At 46.2% G+C, this 15,618-nt stretch carries 12 protein-coding genes; 9 read left to right on the top strand and 3 right to left on the bottom strand.

Going from position 1 to position 15,618, the window contains the following annotated elements:
- Positions 1-59 precede the first annotated feature (59 nt).
- Positions 60-1,304 (bottom strand): DEAD/DEAH box helicase, encoded by a 1,245-nt coding sequence (locus LN893_RS14960; RefSeq protein WP_229971434.1) that lies wholly within the window; start codon positions 1,302-1,304, stop codon positions 60-62.
- Between the two features lie 369 nt (positions 1,305-1,673).
- On the opposite strand from LN893_RS14960, the gene LN893_RS14955 reads away from it, so the two are divergent.
- The 5 genes from LN893_RS14955 (at position 1,674) to LN893_RS20790 (ending at position 7,692) form a co-directional block, all read left to right on the top strand.
- Positions 1,674-2,354: a TetR/AcrR family transcriptional regulator gene (locus LN893_RS14955; protein ID WP_229971433.1), complete on the top strand. Its 681-nt coding sequence runs from the start codon at positions 1,674-1,676 to the stop codon at positions 2,352-2,354.
- A 25-nt stretch (positions 2,355-2,379) separates the two neighbouring features.
- Positions 2,380-4,119 (top strand): peptidase domain-containing ABC transporter, encoded by a 1,740-nt coding sequence (locus tag LN893_RS14950; RefSeq protein ID WP_229971430.1) that lies wholly within the window; start codon positions 2,380-2,382, stop codon positions 4,117-4,119.
- Positions 4,120-4,122: 3 nt separating this feature from the next.
- Positions 4,123-5,484, top strand: coding sequence for an HlyD family secretion protein (locus LN893_RS14945; protein WP_229971428.1), 1,362 nt, complete (start codon positions 4,123-4,125; stop codon positions 5,482-5,484).
- Positions 5,485-5,498: 14 nt separating this feature from the next.
- The gene (locus tag LN893_RS14940) at positions 5,499-6,944 is read left to right on the top strand and encodes a TolC family protein (protein WP_229971426.1); all 1,446 of its coding nucleotides are present in this window, start codon (positions 5,499-5,501) and stop codon (positions 6,942-6,944) included.
- 73 nt (positions 6,945-7,017) lie between these two features.
- Entirely contained in the window at positions 7,018-7,692 is a 675-nt protein-coding gene (locus LN893_RS20790) for an energy transducer TonB (RefSeq protein WP_229971424.1), read from the top strand.
- Between the two features lie 16 nt (positions 7,693-7,708).
- On the opposite strand, the gene LN893_RS14930 is transcribed toward LN893_RS20790, so the two are convergent.
- Positions 7,709-8,530 carry a sulfite exporter TauE/SafE family protein gene (locus LN893_RS14930; RefSeq protein WP_229971422.1) on the bottom strand — a complete coding sequence of 274 codons (822 nt, stop codon included), beginning with the start codon at positions 8,528-8,530 and terminating at the stop codon, positions 7,709-7,711.
- A 329-nt stretch (positions 8,531-8,859) separates the two neighbouring features.
- Here LN893_RS14930 and LN893_RS14925 point away from each other — a divergent pair, with 329 nt between their 5' ends.
- Positions 8,860-10,077 carry a lipase family protein gene (locus LN893_RS14925; protein ID WP_229971420.1) on the top strand — a complete coding sequence of 406 codons (1,218 nt, stop codon included), beginning with the start codon at positions 8,860-8,862 and terminating at the stop codon, positions 10,075-10,077.
- A 117-nt stretch (positions 10,078-10,194) separates the two neighbouring features.
- Here LN893_RS14925 and LN893_RS14920 read toward each other — a convergent pair whose 3' ends face one another.
- Positions 10,195-12,912 (bottom strand): lamin tail domain-containing protein, encoded by a 2,718-nt coding sequence (locus LN893_RS14920; RefSeq protein WP_229971418.1) that lies wholly within the window; start codon positions 12,910-12,912, stop codon positions 10,195-10,197.
- Positions 12,913-13,201: 289 nt separating this feature from the next.
- On the opposite strand from LN893_RS14920, the gene LN893_RS14915 reads away from it, so the two are divergent.
- The 3 genes from LN893_RS14915 (at position 13,202) to LN893_RS14905 (ending at position 15,588) form a co-directional block, all read left to right on the top strand.
- On the top strand, positions 13,202-14,191 hold the full coding sequence (locus LN893_RS14915) for an aspartate-semialdehyde dehydrogenase (protein ID WP_229971416.1): 990 nt from the start codon (positions 13,202-13,204) through the stop codon (positions 14,189-14,191).
- A 255-nt stretch (positions 14,192-14,446) separates the two neighbouring features.
- Positions 14,447-15,316: a restriction endonuclease gene (locus LN893_RS14910; RefSeq protein ID WP_229971414.1), complete on the top strand. Its 870-nt coding sequence runs from the start codon at positions 14,447-14,449 to the stop codon at positions 15,314-15,316.
- 11 nt (positions 15,317-15,327) lie between these two features.
- A complete protein-coding gene (locus LN893_RS14905; protein WP_229971412.1) occupies positions 15,328-15,588 on the top strand; it encodes a GIY-YIG nuclease family protein in 261 nt (86 codons plus the stop codon).
- The last annotated feature ends 30 nt before the right edge of the window (positions 15,589-15,618 follow it).

Below are 15,618 nucleotides of genomic sequence, written 5' to 3'. Positions count from 1 at the left end.
ACCAAAGGCCTGTACAGACGGAAATCTGCACAGGCCTTTGATGCATAGCATAAAGCTTTTTATTTCTTCTTTTTCTTCTTTACTTTTCGTCCCAGCTTTTCCTCTTCTTCCGCCTCTTTTATCAGGGTCCTCCAGTCATACTTGGCATCAGTGCTGAAGTCGATGGTTGCTTCGTAGTCGTCTTTATCTACCTCTAGCACCTTAACATCTTTGGTAAGGTAGGTTTGTATCTCATCCAGGATAGGCTTCTCCTCAGGCGCACAGAACGATACTGCAATACCTTTTTCGGTGCCACGACCTGTACGGCCCACACGGTGTACATAGTTTTCGGGCTGTTCGGGCAAGTCATAATTCACCACATACTCCACACTAGGTATATCTATACCGCGGGCGCTTACATCCGTGGCGATCAGCAGTTTCACCTCGCCTTTACGAAACTTCTTCATGGCATCATTACGGTCCTTCTGCTCTTTATCGCCGTGTATGGTCATGCTTTCTACACCTACACGTTCCATCGCCTTCAGCACCCGCTCGGCCCGCACTTTGGTACGCACAAACACCAGTATTTTTTTATCTGGGTTCTCTTTCACTACACGCTCCAGAAAATAGCGCTTATCGTCCATGCCCACGTACATAACGGAGTGGTCTACATTTTTGGCCACAGGGTCTTTGGGAGAAACCTGTATGCGCACAGGTTTATTCACCAGCGAGTATGCCAGCTCCTTTATTTTTTCGTTGATGGTGGCCGAGAAAAACAATGTTTGGCGCTGGCGTGGCAGCTTTGTGATCAATTGGCGAATATCATGTATAAAGCCAAGGTCCAGCATGTGGTCAGCCTCGTCAAGGATAAGCACCTCCACTCGGTGCAACTGAATATGCCCTTGGCTTACCAAGTCAAACAAGCGGCCAGGTGTTGCCACCAGCACATCTATGCCATCTTGCAGTTTCGCAATCTGCGGCCCCTGCTCTACTCCTCCGAAAACACAAAAAGTACTGACGCGGGTGCCGCGGCCAATTTCGTTAAACACATCGGTTATCTGCAGCGCCAGTTCACGTGTCGGCACCATCACCACGCATTTTATACCATCGCCGCGTTTACGGTTCTTACTAAACTGCAGTCTGTCGAGCACAGGTATAGCAAAGGCCGCTGTTTTACCAGTACCAGTCTGTGCAATCGCCAGCACATCCTCCCCTCGCATAATAGGAGATATGGCTTTAAACTGAATATCAGTAGGCTTCTTAAAATTCAGCTTTTCTAAGCTTTTCTTTATTTCGTCAGAGATGCGGTAATCTTCGAACTTCATAGTGATGGTATTTAAACTTGCCTGTTACTATACGTACGGCAGAAATAGGCTACAAAGGTAGCCAGTAATTAATAATTACGAGACACGAATTATGAGTTATGAAAAGGAGTGCATACCATAACACCAAAACATCCACACATCTTTCTTAACAAAAAGTGACCAAGAAAGGCATCAAGCCCCCATGGCAGTACCAGCGACACTACACTAATCGAAAATTTTTAAGCAAAAATTAATAGTAATCAAAACTTTTATAATAGCTTTACTATTATGAACAAAAGTTAACATATCTTTGTAGTACAACCAGAGAAATAAGTTTAAGCGATTTAATTTCCAAAACTTCAAAAGTTACAAATGTTCAATAGCCTTACCATGGCCACAAGTGTACATATTACCCTAAGCCATAAGTCGTATCTGCGCGAGCCAGAAAGTACCGAACTAGGCAGGAAAATTATTACAGAAAGTATAAAGCTGATTGATGAATTAGGATTTGAGCAGTTTACCTTTAAAAAATTAGCCGCCGAAATTGGTTCTACTGAAGCATCGGTTTACCGCTATTTCGAGAACAAGCACAAACTGCTGGTGTACCTGGTGTCGTGGTACTGGGCTTGGGTAGACTACACTCTTAGCTTCCAGACGCACAATATAGCGGACGCGCGCGAAAGATTATGCCGTGCCATTGAGGTACTGACCAAGGCTGGCCAGGAAGCCGACCCTAATGTGGCTTATATAGATGAACGCATTCTGCACCGCATCGTGATGACAGAATCCTCTAAAGTGTACCACACAAAAGATGTGGACGCCGAAAACAAAGAGGGTTATTTTTTGGAGTTGAAGCGCCTTTGCCATCGCTTAGCGATAATGGTACTGGATATAAACGATACCTATCCTTTTCCGCACGCTTTAATAAGTACGGTAATGGAAGCTGCACACCAGCAAGTATATTATGCAAGGCACCTGCCTTCATTAACAGAGATTCCTGACACAGAGAGCAATGAGGAGACTACACAGTTTCTAAAGCACCTGGTTTTTTCAACTATAGAAAGTAAATAACAACAATCGTTATACAGCGAATCATATGAGTAACAACAGCACTCAGAACAGTAAAAGCCCTATGCAGCGTTTCCTGGAGCTTCTGGCTTTGGAGAAACGTCAGATCACGTATCTGTACGTGTATGCTATGGCAGCAGGACTTATCAGTTTATCGGTTCCGCTTTTCATACAGAGTATTATCGGCTTCGTATCTAGCGGCCAGATTTCTGTTTCCATTGTAGTACTAATCGTACTCATTATTGTAGCCTTATTGGCAAACGGCGGCCTGCAAATTATGCAGTTATGGCTGGTGGAATACATACAGCAACGCCTTTTCGCTAGAACAGCTTTCGATTTTGCTTATCGTATTCCGAGATTTCAGACTGAAAAGCTGTATAAGTATTATCCTCCAGAGCTCATGAACCGCTTTTTTGATGTGGTAACACTGCAGAAAGGCATGTCCAAAATACTGATCGACTTTTCTACAGCGGTTATCCAGATTGTGTTCGGGCTAATCCTGCTATCGCTCTACCACCCCTACTTTATTTTTCTGGGGCTGGTGTTGGTGGTAACCCTGATAGCTATAATCTGGTGGACGGGCGACAAAGGCGTAAGCACTAGTATAACCGAATCGAAGTACAAGTATAAAACCGTAGCTTGGCTGGAGGAGATGGCCCGCAACCTGAGCACATTCAGGTTGGTTGGACACACAGACCTGCCTATGAAACGCACGGACGAGTATGTTTACGGCTATCTGAAAGTACGAAAAGAGCACTTCAGTGTGCTTATAACACAGTACTTCAGCTTTGTTGGCTTTAAAACCTTTATAACGGGTGGCTTGCTAGTGTTGGGCTGTATACTGGTAGTGCAGCGTGAAATCAACATAGGACAATTTGTTGCCTCTGAAATTATCATCATCCTGATTATGACATCGGTAGAGAAAATTGTTGTGAGCCTGGATACGGTTTATGATGTGCTTACCAGCCTTGATAAGATAGGCCAAGTAACTGACCTACCTATTGAAGAAGTGAAAGGCATGAAACTGGATGAACTACAGAAGGGAGGCGGTCTGGAGATTAAGGTGAAAGATTTGAGCTATCAGTACACAGACAGCAACAAAACTGCCATTCATAATTTAGACTTTCATATAAAGTCATCCGAGCACATTTGCTTGGCAGGCTACAACAGCTCGGGCAAGAGTACGCTTATCAATCTGCTGTTAGGTCTTTATCCATCTTACAAAGGAAATATTGCCTACAACGGCATATCACTTAGGGACCTGCACGTCGGGAACCTGCGCAGCCACATAGGCGACAATATTTCAAGAGAGCAGGTATTTGACGGCACTTTGCTGGAGAATATTACGCTTGGCAGGGATCTGCCGCTAAATGATGTGCTTTGGGCTATTGACCTGACGGAGCTGGCAGATTTTGTACACTCCCTACCAGAAGGGTTGCATTCTTACCTGACAGGTGGCAGCATGCGCCTGCCTGGCAGCGTGGCCCGCAAAATTGTAATGGCGCGCAGCTTGGCTCAACGCCCTAAGCTGCTTATTATCGATGACTTTTGGATTGGTCTGGCCAAGAAAGACAAAATGCATTTTCTGACTGTACTCACAGATAAGCAGTTTGACTGGACCATTGTTATTGTATCTAACGATGCTGATGTAATGAAATTATGCGACCGCACGTTGCTAATGCAGGATGGCAAACTAATTGCTTCAGGTAACTACGACGAAATTAGCAAACTGGATATTTTGCAGGACTTAACATACGTAACTCAATAAGCAATGGCTGTAGAAGTAAATAACACTGAAATGAGCAGTATACACCTGGAGGCGATGGAAAAGGTACAGACGCCTCAGCAAGGCCGTATACTTGCCTATTGGATTGCTGGACTCTTTCTGGTGCTCCTGCTCTGCCTTTTCTTGCCTTGGACGCAGAACATTAGCTCTCAGGGTATGTTAACTGCCCTTTCGCCACAAGACAGGCCGCAAACAGTGGAGGCTGTTATAGCTGGTCGAATAGAGAACTGGCATATAATGGAAGGCGCCTTCGTGCAAAAAGGCGACACTATTGCAAGCATCACCGAGGTAAAGGAGAAGTACATGGACCCTAACCTGCTCGTAAGGCTAAGCGAGCAGTTAAACGCCAAACAAGACGCTGCCGTAGCTACAGAAGGAAAGATTACTGCCATGCAACAGCAGATACAAGCGCTACGCGAAGGCTTGGTCTTCAGCCTACAAAAAGCCCGCAACAAGGTAGAGCAAACACGCCTGAAAATGCAAAGCGACAGTATGGATGTGGTAGCGCAGCGTACAGACCTTGCCATTGCCGAGGCTCAGTTTGAACGGCAGGAAAGTCTGTACAACCAAGGCTTAAAATCACTAACCGAGTTGGAGGCGCGTCGGCTAAAGCTACAGGAGGCACAGGCAAAGTTACTTTCGGTAATAAACAAGTTTGATGCCTCTCGTGCCGAACTGCAGAATGCCCGCACGGAACTAAACTCTTTAGAGGCTGAATATGCTGATAAGATTGCTAAAGCGGAGGCAGAACTTAGTTCTACCCGCTCTTACCTTTATGGCACTGTAGGCGAAGTATCTAAATTGCAGAATGAGTACAGCAGTACACATGTCAGAAGCCAATACTACCACATTCTGGCTCCGCAAACAGGTTATTTGGTAAGAACCTTAAAAGCAGGTATAGGCGAGACAATAAAAGAAGGCGAGGCAATAGCTACTATTATGCCGCATGACCCACAGCTTGCAGCTGAGCTTTATGTAGATGCCCTAGACCTGCCGCTCATAAAGCCTGGCGACGATATTCGACTGCAGTTTGAGGGTTGGCCTGCGCTGGTATTCTCTGGGTGGCCTGGCGCAAGCTTCGGTACTTTTGGAGGCACTGTAGCAGTTATCGATAACACAGGCACCAACGGGCAATACCGCCTGCTGGTGGTACCAGACCCTGAGCAGGAAGAGTGGCCTGATGCCATACGGGTAGGTTCTGGTGTGCAAGGTTGGGCCATGCTGAACACAGTGCCTATCTGGTATGAGATCTGGCGCCAGTTAAACAACTTCCCAGCAGATTATACTGGAGGAACTACAGCTAGTGCAGGTGCTAAAAACAAAAATACAACTGAAAAATCAAAGTGAAGGTAGGCTCAACAATGGGAATTAAGCATAGCCGTGTCTTCTGGATGGTGTTATTTGTGCTGACGGTGTTGGGGAGTAAGCCCAACGCGGTGGCACAAGTAACCGATTCTGCACAGGTACTTACTCTACGGGACTTTCATCGCCTTATTTTACAGTACCACCCTGTTGCCTCGCAGGCCGCTTTACTTACAGAGCAGGCCCGCCAGGAACTACGGATGGCACGCGGTGCATTCGACCCTATTATTAGCAGTAAACTGTACCGCAAAGAATACAATGGCAAAGAGTATTTCACACTCTGGAACAACGCGCTACGCGTACCCACTTGGTTTGGCCCCGAATTTGTCGCAGGCTTCGACCAGACACAAGGGCAGTACCTGAACCCAGAAAACAACACGCCCGCAAATGGCTTGAGCTATGCAGGCATTTCGGTGCCACTGGGCCAGGGACTGTTTATTGACGCAAGACGAGCCACCATACGACAGGCGAAACTGATGCAGGAGATAGTAGAAGCAGACAGAATTAAGCTTATTAATAAACTGCTGCTACAGGCCACCAAAGACTACTGGGACTGGCTACTCTTCTTCCGCGAGACACAACTATACCAGGAGTCGCTGGAACTGGCTTCCTTTAGGCTAAACGCGGTTAAAATTCGTGCGCAGGAGGGAGACTTAGCTGCCATTGACACAGTAGAGGCGCTTACAGAAGTGCAGAACCGACAGGTATTGCTGGAGCAGGCCAGGTTAAATTATAACAACGCCCGCCTTATGGTTGCCACACACCTATGGGCAGAGGACCAGGTACCGCTGGAACTGCAGGAGAGTACTATTCCAGCCATACTCGGTAGCGAGCTTACGTCGCTACCGCAGGATTCGCTGCAGCACCTTTTGGAGATAGCCAAAGTAAACCACCCCGACCTGCGTAAGCTGAACCTGAAAGGCCAACAACTACAGATTGAGCAACAGTTTGCAGCCGATAAGCTAAAGCCAAAGCTAAATGTAGAATACAATGTACTACAGAGCGATTTTTACCTGAACTCCGATGTTTTGGAACGGCAACATATGGGAGCCAACTATAAGTTGGGTGTCAGTTTTAGCCTTCCACTGTTTCTGCGCGAAGAACGCGGAAAGTTACAGCTAACCAAAGCAAAACAACAAACCAACAACCTGGCATTTGTGCAGACAGTCCGGGAGGTAGAAAACAATCTGTTAGCTGCTTTTAACGAGTGGCAGGCACTGGAGGTACAAATCAGGCTACAAGAGCGAATGGTACAAAATGCCGATGTGCTTCGCAACGGAGAAGTAATACGGTTCCAGAACGGAGAAAGCTCTTTGTTCCTGGTAAACGCACGCGAGATGAAACTGATGGAGGCACAGTTAAAACTATATGTTTTAAGAGCAAAATACGCTAAAGCAAAAACGTTGCTTTACTGGTCAGCAGGAAATATAGAAGTAGATGAATAACCAACTATAGCCATAGAATTTATCAACTAAATATTACTATATTTGATAAATTCTATGGTTATGAAACTAACTAGTGCTTTATGCTGCCTGCTGCTCTTCTTCGGGTGTATTTTTTACGACATCTGCACAACAGGTATCTGCTACAAGTGAATCAACAAAAAAACAATCTGTACGGCAGGAAGACCATGTAGAACGTTATTACGCCCTGAAAAGCGACCAAAGCATAAAACATGGCAAGTACACGATGGAAGGCTCTAGCTGGAAAGCAGAAGGCCAGTACAACATGGGCCAAAGAACTGGCATCTGGTCATTTTATGGGTATAAAGGCAGGCTAAATAGTCAGTATGATTTTACGAACCTGAAACAAACCTATGAGTTCAACGCCCCCGATACATCCGCTCCTGAAGCAGAAGTATACATAGACGGGGCTTATCAGAAAAAGTCAGTTGATAGTGAACCATTCCTACTTGGCGGCAAAGCCCGTGTTATGACTATATTAGGCAGGCACATCCGCTACCCAGCCGCCGCCGTACGAGCAGATGCAATGGGTGTCGTAGTAATAGCAGTGGAATTATCTGAAACAGGCCAGGTACTGAGCTATAAATTAGAAAAATCAGTGGGCTATAGCATGGATGAGGAGGCAATCCGTGTTTTCAAGCTCATACCAAACGATTGGTTTCCTGCCATAGCAGCAGGAAAGCCTGTAAGAAGTATTTATTATTTTCCTGTAAGATTCTCCATCAAATAAATCTCCCCGCAGATCCCTATCCTTTCAGTTTAACCCATTCCAGCACTGCCGAACTTAATTTTACAAAGTCGCTGCCACCTGTGCCGTAGGTATCGTAAGCAAACTTGATGATGATGCCCGTCACCACCACCAAAAACAGCACCCGCACAAAGGCAGTGCCTCGTTTTAGCGCTGTGCGCGTACCCAATTGTGAACCAATGATGCTGCAGATCGCCATCGGAATAGCCACTTCATACAGAATGTAGCCTTTGTAGCCAAAGTACAGCAAAGCCGAAAGGTTTGTAGCCACATTCACCACCTTAGCCGCCGCCGAGGCCGCCAGAAAATTAAAACCGAAAATACCGATGAAAATGAAGATCAGAAAACTACCAGTGCCTGGCCCGAAAAAGCCATCGTAAAAGCCTATCACGGCTCCAATTAATAAGCCATGTAGTTTCTCCTTTGCCTCCGTTAGCTTAGGCGCATGCAATGAGCCGAAATCCTTCTTGATAAAAGTATACACCGCCACCAGAACCAGTAGCACCAGAATCAAGGGCTTCAGTAAGCTGGCATCGAGGTGGCTGAGGGCACGTGCCCCTAGAAAAGAGAAGACAAAAGCCGCAGCAGCAGCTGGTAAAATGGCCATATAATTGATTTTGACGCTACGCACATAGCGCACCATGGCCGAAGTGGTACCTGCAATAGAAGCCAACTTACCCGTTCCGAATATAGTAGGAACAGGCACGCCAGGCAGAAATATAAAAAGCGCAGGCAACTGAATAAGGCCTCCGCCTCCCACAACCGAATCAATAAAGCCCGCCAGAAAGGCAAACAGACACAGGTATAAAATCTCTTCCATTTATAAGAAGCAAGTATAAGATATAGCCATAAGCTTCTAAAACCACTATTTTGGCTTAAGGCAAAAGTGGCGCAAGTTAAACGTTTGCCCTTGATTGAGGGAGAATTGATGGAGGATTATTTTCAGCATAACAAAGGACTAGTCTCCGTTCCTGAGACTAAATTTCCCTATCGTTTCTGCCTTTGGCGTTATTTATTTAGCAGGGCACAGGAGTTATAACTCAAATCATAACATAAGGCAAACATTGGTATAGTTATTGAATTTGAGAATGAAAATAATGGTACTCAATAACACAGTGGCCCATATTTATCAGCTTACATTTAACTTCTATGCTCGTGCTAAAACATATTTTAACCTATACATTACTGCTCAGCTCGCTGCTTTCTACTACTGCATGCGAGAAAGAGCCTATTGCATCTCCTGAGACAATAGCCACAACTACACCTAAAACAAACTTCTATGTATCGTCGGAACTGCTGCTGAGCGTACCAAAGGACATGCTGCAGTCGGTGGCAAATTCGCAGGGCTACAGCGTTTATACCAACGAGATCAAGTATGGTGTGGACGTGTACAAACTGGAATACACCACCACCTATCAGGGCCACGCGATTAAAGCTTCGGGGTTGGTAGTAGTGCCCCAAAACATGACTACGCCTGCTCCTGTTATCAGCGCACAACACGGTACCATTTTTACGCAAAGCGAAGCTCCTTCCAACTTCAAAGGATTATCTGGCTTTGAGCTATTTTCAGCCGCTGGCTATGTTACCCTTATACCTGACTACATCGGTTTCGGAGCCTCCGCAGAGATCTTTCACCCATACTACGACCAAAAACATTCTGCTTTGGCTGTGGTGGATATGATCAAAGCTGCAAAGTCTTTTTACAAAGAGAAGGAAATTCAGGTAAACGACAAGCTGTTTCTGGCAGGTTATTCCGAAGGAGGCTTCGTAACGCTAGCTGCGCAAAAGGAGATCGAAACCAACCCGACGCATGGCCTGAAGGTAACAGCTTCAGCAGCAGGTGCAGGGGGCTATGATTTGGTATCAATGCTGCAGGGCGTGAAGTCTGGCAAATCATATTCGTACCCTGCTTACCTGGTCTACGTGCTGCAGTCGTACAACAAGACCAACAACTGGAACCGTCCGCTTTCAGACTTTTTTCAGGAGCCTTACGCCTCTAAACTTGAAGGCTTGCTTAACGGTAAAAACAGCGGCGGCAGCATTAACCGTGAATTAACTACGGACCCGAAGAAGCTTTTCGCACCAGCCTTTTTTGCCGCTTTAAGTGATGCCAGTAAAGAGCAACCGCTAAAGCAGGCGCTACAGGCCAACAGCTTCTTTGATTGGGTACCGCAGAGTCCTACCCGCCTCTACCACGGCACTACCGATAACATCGTGCCGTTCGAGAACTCAAAGCAAACCTACGAGCGCTTTAAGGCACAAGGGGCTAAGCAGCTCGAATTTATCCCAATTGAAGGCAAAAGCCACGGTACAGCCTTCGCTCCGATGCTGCAGGATATGGTGCCCTGGATAAAGTCGTTTAAGTAAGACCTCTCCCCAAGCTCCGTTACCAGTAGAAAAGTCTTGGTTCTGAAACCTCTCTCTGATCCCTTAGTCAAGGAAGATCAGGGAGATGGTTGGACCAACAGCTTCGGCAAAATAAAGCTACAACCTCCCTCCCACCACCACCTTCTCTTTGAACACACTTACCTGCCCGTTCAGGTCGAAGAGTTCGATGTAGAGCAGGTAATAACCAATGGCTGCTTTGGTACCGTCTTCACGAATACCGTCCCAGCGAAAGAAACCGTTAGAGGCTAACAGTTCATTCCGTGCCAGCTTTCGTATCTCCCGTCCCTGCGCATCGAAAACGGTGATATTGGCCACAAAGCCATTTTGGGCGTTGCTATAGTTGATGGTAGTGAAATCTTCATAGCCATCGCCGTCGGGGGAGAAAACCTGCGGCTCTACCTGGAACAGCTGCTGCGCCGCCACCCCCTCCTGCGATTGTGAATTGTGGTAGCCAGGCGTGGCGTAAACCGTACTGGCGGCGGAGTGGAAATTACTCGCTATAGTTGGCCCTTCCAGCCGTATCCGCTCAAGCGATACCCCATTCAAATTATCCAGCAATTCAAAATGCATATCATCAGTATAAGCAAAGCTATCGGCTACACGGCCATCAGGCTGCAGCACGACGACTGTGCCTGCTCCGTCTGGGTAAGAAGGAAGCGTGGCCATACGTAGAAAGGTTTCTTCGCGGGCAGCGGGGTAATTTGTTTTTATATTTTCAGTATTGGAGGTAAGCACTACGTACTGCCCTGGCTGTAGCACATAACTGGAACTGGTGATGGTGCGTTGGTTGGCAATGGTGTCACCGCTGGTGTTGGCCAGTTGCCAGTTATTTAGGTTAATGTATTTATCACTGCGGTTTACCAGCTCCACAAAATCCACCCCATTCGGCCTTGGGTTAAATAGCACTTCATTGATAACGACATCACCAGGTGCTGGTGGTGAGGGCAAGGCAAAGCTTACCTGCTGCGGCTGCGGGCTCAGGTTGCCAGAGCAATCTACCATACCTGTTGCGGTTAAGGTATACGGCGTCTGCTCCTGCAGCGGCTCCGCCAGTTGCAATGTAACTTCCACAAACAACGGTCCTTGTACCTGCGCACTTAATATACTTATACCTGGGCTTAAACTGTAGTTCACAACCTTGGCAACTTGTAAGCTATCAAGGCGCTCGTTAAAACGCAGCAGTATACTTTGTGGCGCTGTAGCGGTGGTAGCTACTAAAACAGGTGGTGTGTTATCAGGATTAGAGGCAGCTACGGAATTAGCTTGCGCAGGGGTACCGCCACGCAAATCAACCGAAGCAGTCCAGTTTTCTGCTCCTGCACAGGGGTTGCTCACATCAATCATTTCCAGGCTCCAACCTCCTTCACGTTTGCGATTATCTTTGTACCAGGTATCGCTGTAGCTTATAGCATAAACCAGGCGGCCATTCGGCTGGCGCAGTTGCAGCAGTTCGCCACTGTTGTTCAAACTCGGGAAGTTGCTGATGCCGATCACTTTTCCGTACTGGCTAAAGTTTTGTACCTGCGCATTCGGCACCACCACCGCATATTCACCTGGCAACAGTTGCACGTTGGGTAGGGTGGTAGTTGAGGTGGCATCGGAGTAGCGGATACCCTGCAGCGTGAGCACCTTATCAGAAGTGGAATTATATAGTTCGATATACTCCTGTGCGGGCAATCCCACTGCTGGCGACTCATCAGCCATGATCTCAGTGATGAGCAGCTCATTATAGTTAGGTAATACCGCTGGCGGCACGAAGGTAAAATCTGTTTCTATAGGCGATGTAAGGTAGTTACCGTAGAGATCGGAAATATTGGCTATACTTAAGCTGTTGCTGCCGTTGCTAAAGTTCTGCGAAAACCACAGCCGTACTGTTCCTGCCTCTGTTAACTCAGCTATCGTCGGGTGTAGGTTTCCATTTAAAGTAAAGTTTGCTACAGTTTGTGCTGCACCTTCTGCAAGGGGCTCATTAAAGCGTAGCGTCAGTTCCTGTCGGTTTATAGTTTCCAACTCCTGCAGCGCAGGTGGCTGTGCGTCGGTGATGCTGAAATCGTCGAAATAGAAGTTGCGGCTGTTGGCGGAACTGTATCGGAGCAATACTCCGAAATAATTGGAGCGTTGGTGGGTGGCATCGGTGGCGGTGCCCTGACTTGTATAGTTTTCGCCTGTACCTGTAATGTCTATTTCTAGTTGCCACTCGTGGTTTACACTTCGGCTTACCCGCACTCCCACCACGTTGTTGCTACTGCCGATGGTGCCGTTCTCGCCGTCAACTATAAGTACAGGATTACGGCCTGCGTCTTTGCGGAACAGACTTACTTCGTCTGCCGTGCCGCCGATGCGCACGAAGTAGCCGTTTATATCGGCACTGCTTAAGTCTTCTTTGTCTGAGATGAGGTAGACATCGGTATAATTACCTGAGGAGGTTGCCAGCCGCAGGTTTGCCCAAAACTCCCAAACCGTACCAACCACAGCCTGCGAGGGTGTAGCCAGATATAACGTGGTGCCTGTGGCGGCGGGGCCGTTGCTTTGCAGTTGCTCTGTAGCGTTAACTATAAAACTTTCAGTATTGCCTGCCCAAGTGGGGTTTTGCGTAAAGTCACCGTCAGAAAAGTTTTCTTGCAGCTGGGCCTGGGCCAGTAATGGGAGCAGCAACAGACTTCCCCCTAAGCTCCTCCTTATAAACAGCGCCCCTACTCTAAAAACATGAGGAAAAGGAACTATGCTAATGGCGCAGAAGTTAGCAGCTCTGAACACAAAACACAGTATTGCTTTTAGAAAATGTGCAAAGGCTTGAGGTAAAGTTTGTTTCATTTGTAGAATTAGTGATGAAAACTTGTTTACTTTGCACCCCGCGTGAGGGATAGAGCCGACACCCCGCAGCCCGTGAGGGCGAGGAGTATAGGCGGAAGCCTGGCCTGCTCGCACAGCGAAAGGGCAAGCCCATTTTAACTCCAGCTGGTAATTTTAGAACTTTTACGGGAAAAAGTATGCAGAGTTGGGGAAGTTAAAAAGGTAGAAGTTAAAAAGTTGAAGACCTCCATTTTAGCCGTTCTACCATAGAACAACAATGAACAACAATTAAATAAATAAACCTTAAACCATGAAAGTAGCAGTTGTAGGCGCCACAGGACTAGTTGGCGGCGAAATTTTGAAAGTGCTGGCGGAAAGGAATTTCCCAGTAACAGAATTATTGTTGGTTGCTTCAGAGAAGTCTGTTGGTAAACAGATCGAGTTTAAGGGTAAACAGATAAAGGTTATCGGGGTGGAAGAGGCGATTGCCGCTGCTCCGCAAATTGCAATTTTCTCTGCTGGTGGAAGTACCTCAACCGCACTTGCTCCTCGTTTTGCAGAGGCAGGTACTGTGGTGGTAGATAACTCTTCTGCTTGGCGCATGGACCCTACCAAAAAGCTGGTAGTGCCTGAGATTAATGCACACGAACTAACAAAAGAGGATAAGATTATCGCGAACCCGAACTGCTCTACCATTCAGATGGTGGTGGCGCTGAATAACCTGCACAAGGAATTGAAGGCGAAGCGTATCGTGGTGAGCACCTATCAATCGGTAACAGGCACGGGTGTGAAAGCGGTTGACCAGTTAATGAACGAGCGTGAGGGTAAAGAAGGCGAAAAGGCTTATCCGTATACCATCGACCTGAACGTGCTGCCGCACATTGATGTGTTCCAGGACAACGGCTACACGAAAGAGGAAATGAAGATGATTTTGGAAACAAAGAAGATCATGAGCGACGACTCTATTCGTGTAACGGCTACAGCAGTGCGCATTCCAGTAATGGGCGGCCATTCGGAGGCAGTGAACGTGGAGTTTGAAAAGGATTTCTCTCTGGATGATATCTACCGCATACTGGGCGAAACAGCTGGCGTGGTGGTAGTAGACGACGTGAAGAACCTGCAGTACCCAATGCCGAAAGACGCACATGGTAAAGATGAGGTGTTCGTAGGCCGTGTTCGTTTAGACGAAACCCAGCCGCGCACCGTGAACATGTGGATTGTGGCCGATAACCTGCGCAAGGGCGCCGCTACCAACGCGGTGCAGATTGCAGAGTATTTGGTAGAGAAAGAACTGGTGTAGTTTTTTCTAGAGACACAAGATTTAAGACACAAGACTCAGGACTTTTTGTTGTTGGTCAGAAGACGCAACAACGGTGAATTTAAAGTATAGGAAAAAGCTGCTCTGGAAACGGAGCAGCTTTTTTGTTTTACATCTAATCTACTCCAAGACTAAATGCTTATATTATCCAGAGAAAATAATCTTACTTTTAGGTTGATTACACTTTCTTAACCGTAAGGTTTGTTTTCTCTAACTTATACTTAGGTATAGAAAATAATGGCTAAAAAGAAAAAGCAGGCTGAATTTGTACAATGGTTTGGTCCTGTGCTAGATGCATTACGTGAACTTGGCTATTCAGGTAAGCCACAGGAAGTTTCAATTAAAATTGCTGAAACTTTAAAGCTGAAGGATGACTTTCTGGACCAAACTTTGAAATCTGGTACTAATAGATTTCATAATCAGGTAGCTTGGGCAAGACAATATCTTATCTGGGAAGGCCTGCTTGATTCTTCCGTAAGAGGAACCTGGAAGCTTACTGAGAAAGGCAAAAGCACTCATTTAGATTATAAGCAAGCTCATGATATCTTCTTAAAGTGGGTGGAAATAAACCAACGGGCTAGGAAAAATAAAGATAAAGCAGATGTTATTATAGAGCAGGAAGAACAGTCTCCTGAAGAGGCTGAGCTAAGTGCAGAAGGGAACCTGCTGGAGGTTTTACAAAGTTTGTCTCCTTCTGGATTTGAGAGAGTGTGTAAAGAGCTTTTAAGAGAGCATAACTTTGAAAAAGTAGAAGTAACAGGCGGTTCTCACGACGGCGGTATTGATGGTTATGGTGTTTTGGAGGTTAACCCTTTTGTAAGTTTTAAAGTGCTGTTTCAATGCAAAAGGTACAAAGGTTCTGTTTCAAGGGCACAGGTAGGAGACTTTAGAAACGCCATGATTGGTAGAGCTGAAAAAGGAATTATTATGACAACTGGCACATTTACCAATGAAGCTATAAAAGAAGCGAATCGTGATGGAGCACCACAAATAGAACTTGTGGATGGTCAAAAGTTAATTAGCATGTTTGAAAAAGTAGAGCTGGGGCTAAAGCCCAAAGTGGTTTATGAAATAGACATTTCATATTTTGATAGGTTTAAGGATTAATTTCATACTAGATGAAAGTCATTTACAAGATCATGTATCCTAATGGCAAAATATACATCGGCAAAGATTTAACAGATACCTTAAACTACTTTGGAAGTGCCAACAGCAAGCTCATAGAAAGAGACTTCACAAGAGAACAGCAGCGTGACTTTACTATTAGAAAAGAAATACTGTGGGAATCTGAGACTGCCTCTGACAAAGAAGTGAATCAGAAAGAGGTGGAGTTAATCAATTACTATCAATCGAATAATCCTGCCATAGGGGGAGTGTAATTTAAACTGTGTCATTTCCATATTTCAATT

This window comes from Pontibacter harenae (assembly GCF_020907245.1).
GTDB classification, from domain to species: Bacteria; Bacteroidota; Bacteroidia; order Cytophagales; family Hymenobacteraceae; genus Pontibacter; species Pontibacter harenae.
The sequence above is the reverse complement of the archived record's forward strand: the minus strand, read 5'-3'. Positions and strand labels throughout refer to the sequence as shown.

Coding starts and splice junctions, on each gene's coding strand:
- LN893_RS14960 (WP_229971434.1), bottom strand. CDS start 1,304: ATGAAGTTCGAAGATTACCGCATCTCTGACGAAATAAAGAAAAGCTTA.
- LN893_RS14955 (WP_229971433.1), top strand. CDS start 1,674: ATGGCCACAAGTGTACATATTACCCTAAGCCATAAGTCGTATCTGCGC.
- LN893_RS14950 (WP_229971430.1), top strand. CDS start 2,380: ATGAGTAACAACAGCACTCAGAACAGTAAAAGCCCTATGCAGCGTTTC.
- LN893_RS14945 (WP_229971428.1), top strand. CDS start 4,123: ATGGCTGTAGAAGTAAATAACACTGAAATGAGCAGTATACACCTGGAG.
- LN893_RS14940 (WP_229971426.1), top strand. CDS start 5,499: ATGGGAATTAAGCATAGCCGTGTCTTCTGGATGGTGTTATTTGTGCTG.
- LN893_RS14930 (WP_229971422.1), bottom strand. CDS start 8,530: ATGGAAGAGATTTTATACCTGTGTCTGTTTGCCTTTCTGGCGGGCTTT.
- LN893_RS14925 (WP_229971420.1), top strand. CDS start 8,860: ATGCTCGTGCTAAAACATATTTTAACCTATACATTACTGCTCAGCTCG.
- LN893_RS14920 (WP_229971418.1), bottom strand. CDS start 12,912: ATGAAACAAACTTTACCTCAAGCCTTTGCACATTTTCTAAAAGCAATA.
- LN893_RS14915 (WP_229971416.1), top strand. CDS start 13,202: ATGAAAGTAGCAGTTGTAGGCGCCACAGGACTAGTTGGCGGCGAAATT.
- LN893_RS14910 (WP_229971414.1), top strand. CDS start 14,447: ATGGCTAAAAAGAAAAAGCAGGCTGAATTTGTACAATGGTTTGGTCCT.
- LN893_RS14905 (WP_229971412.1), top strand. CDS start 15,328: ATGAAAGTCATTTACAAGATCATGTATCCTAATGGCAAAATATACATC.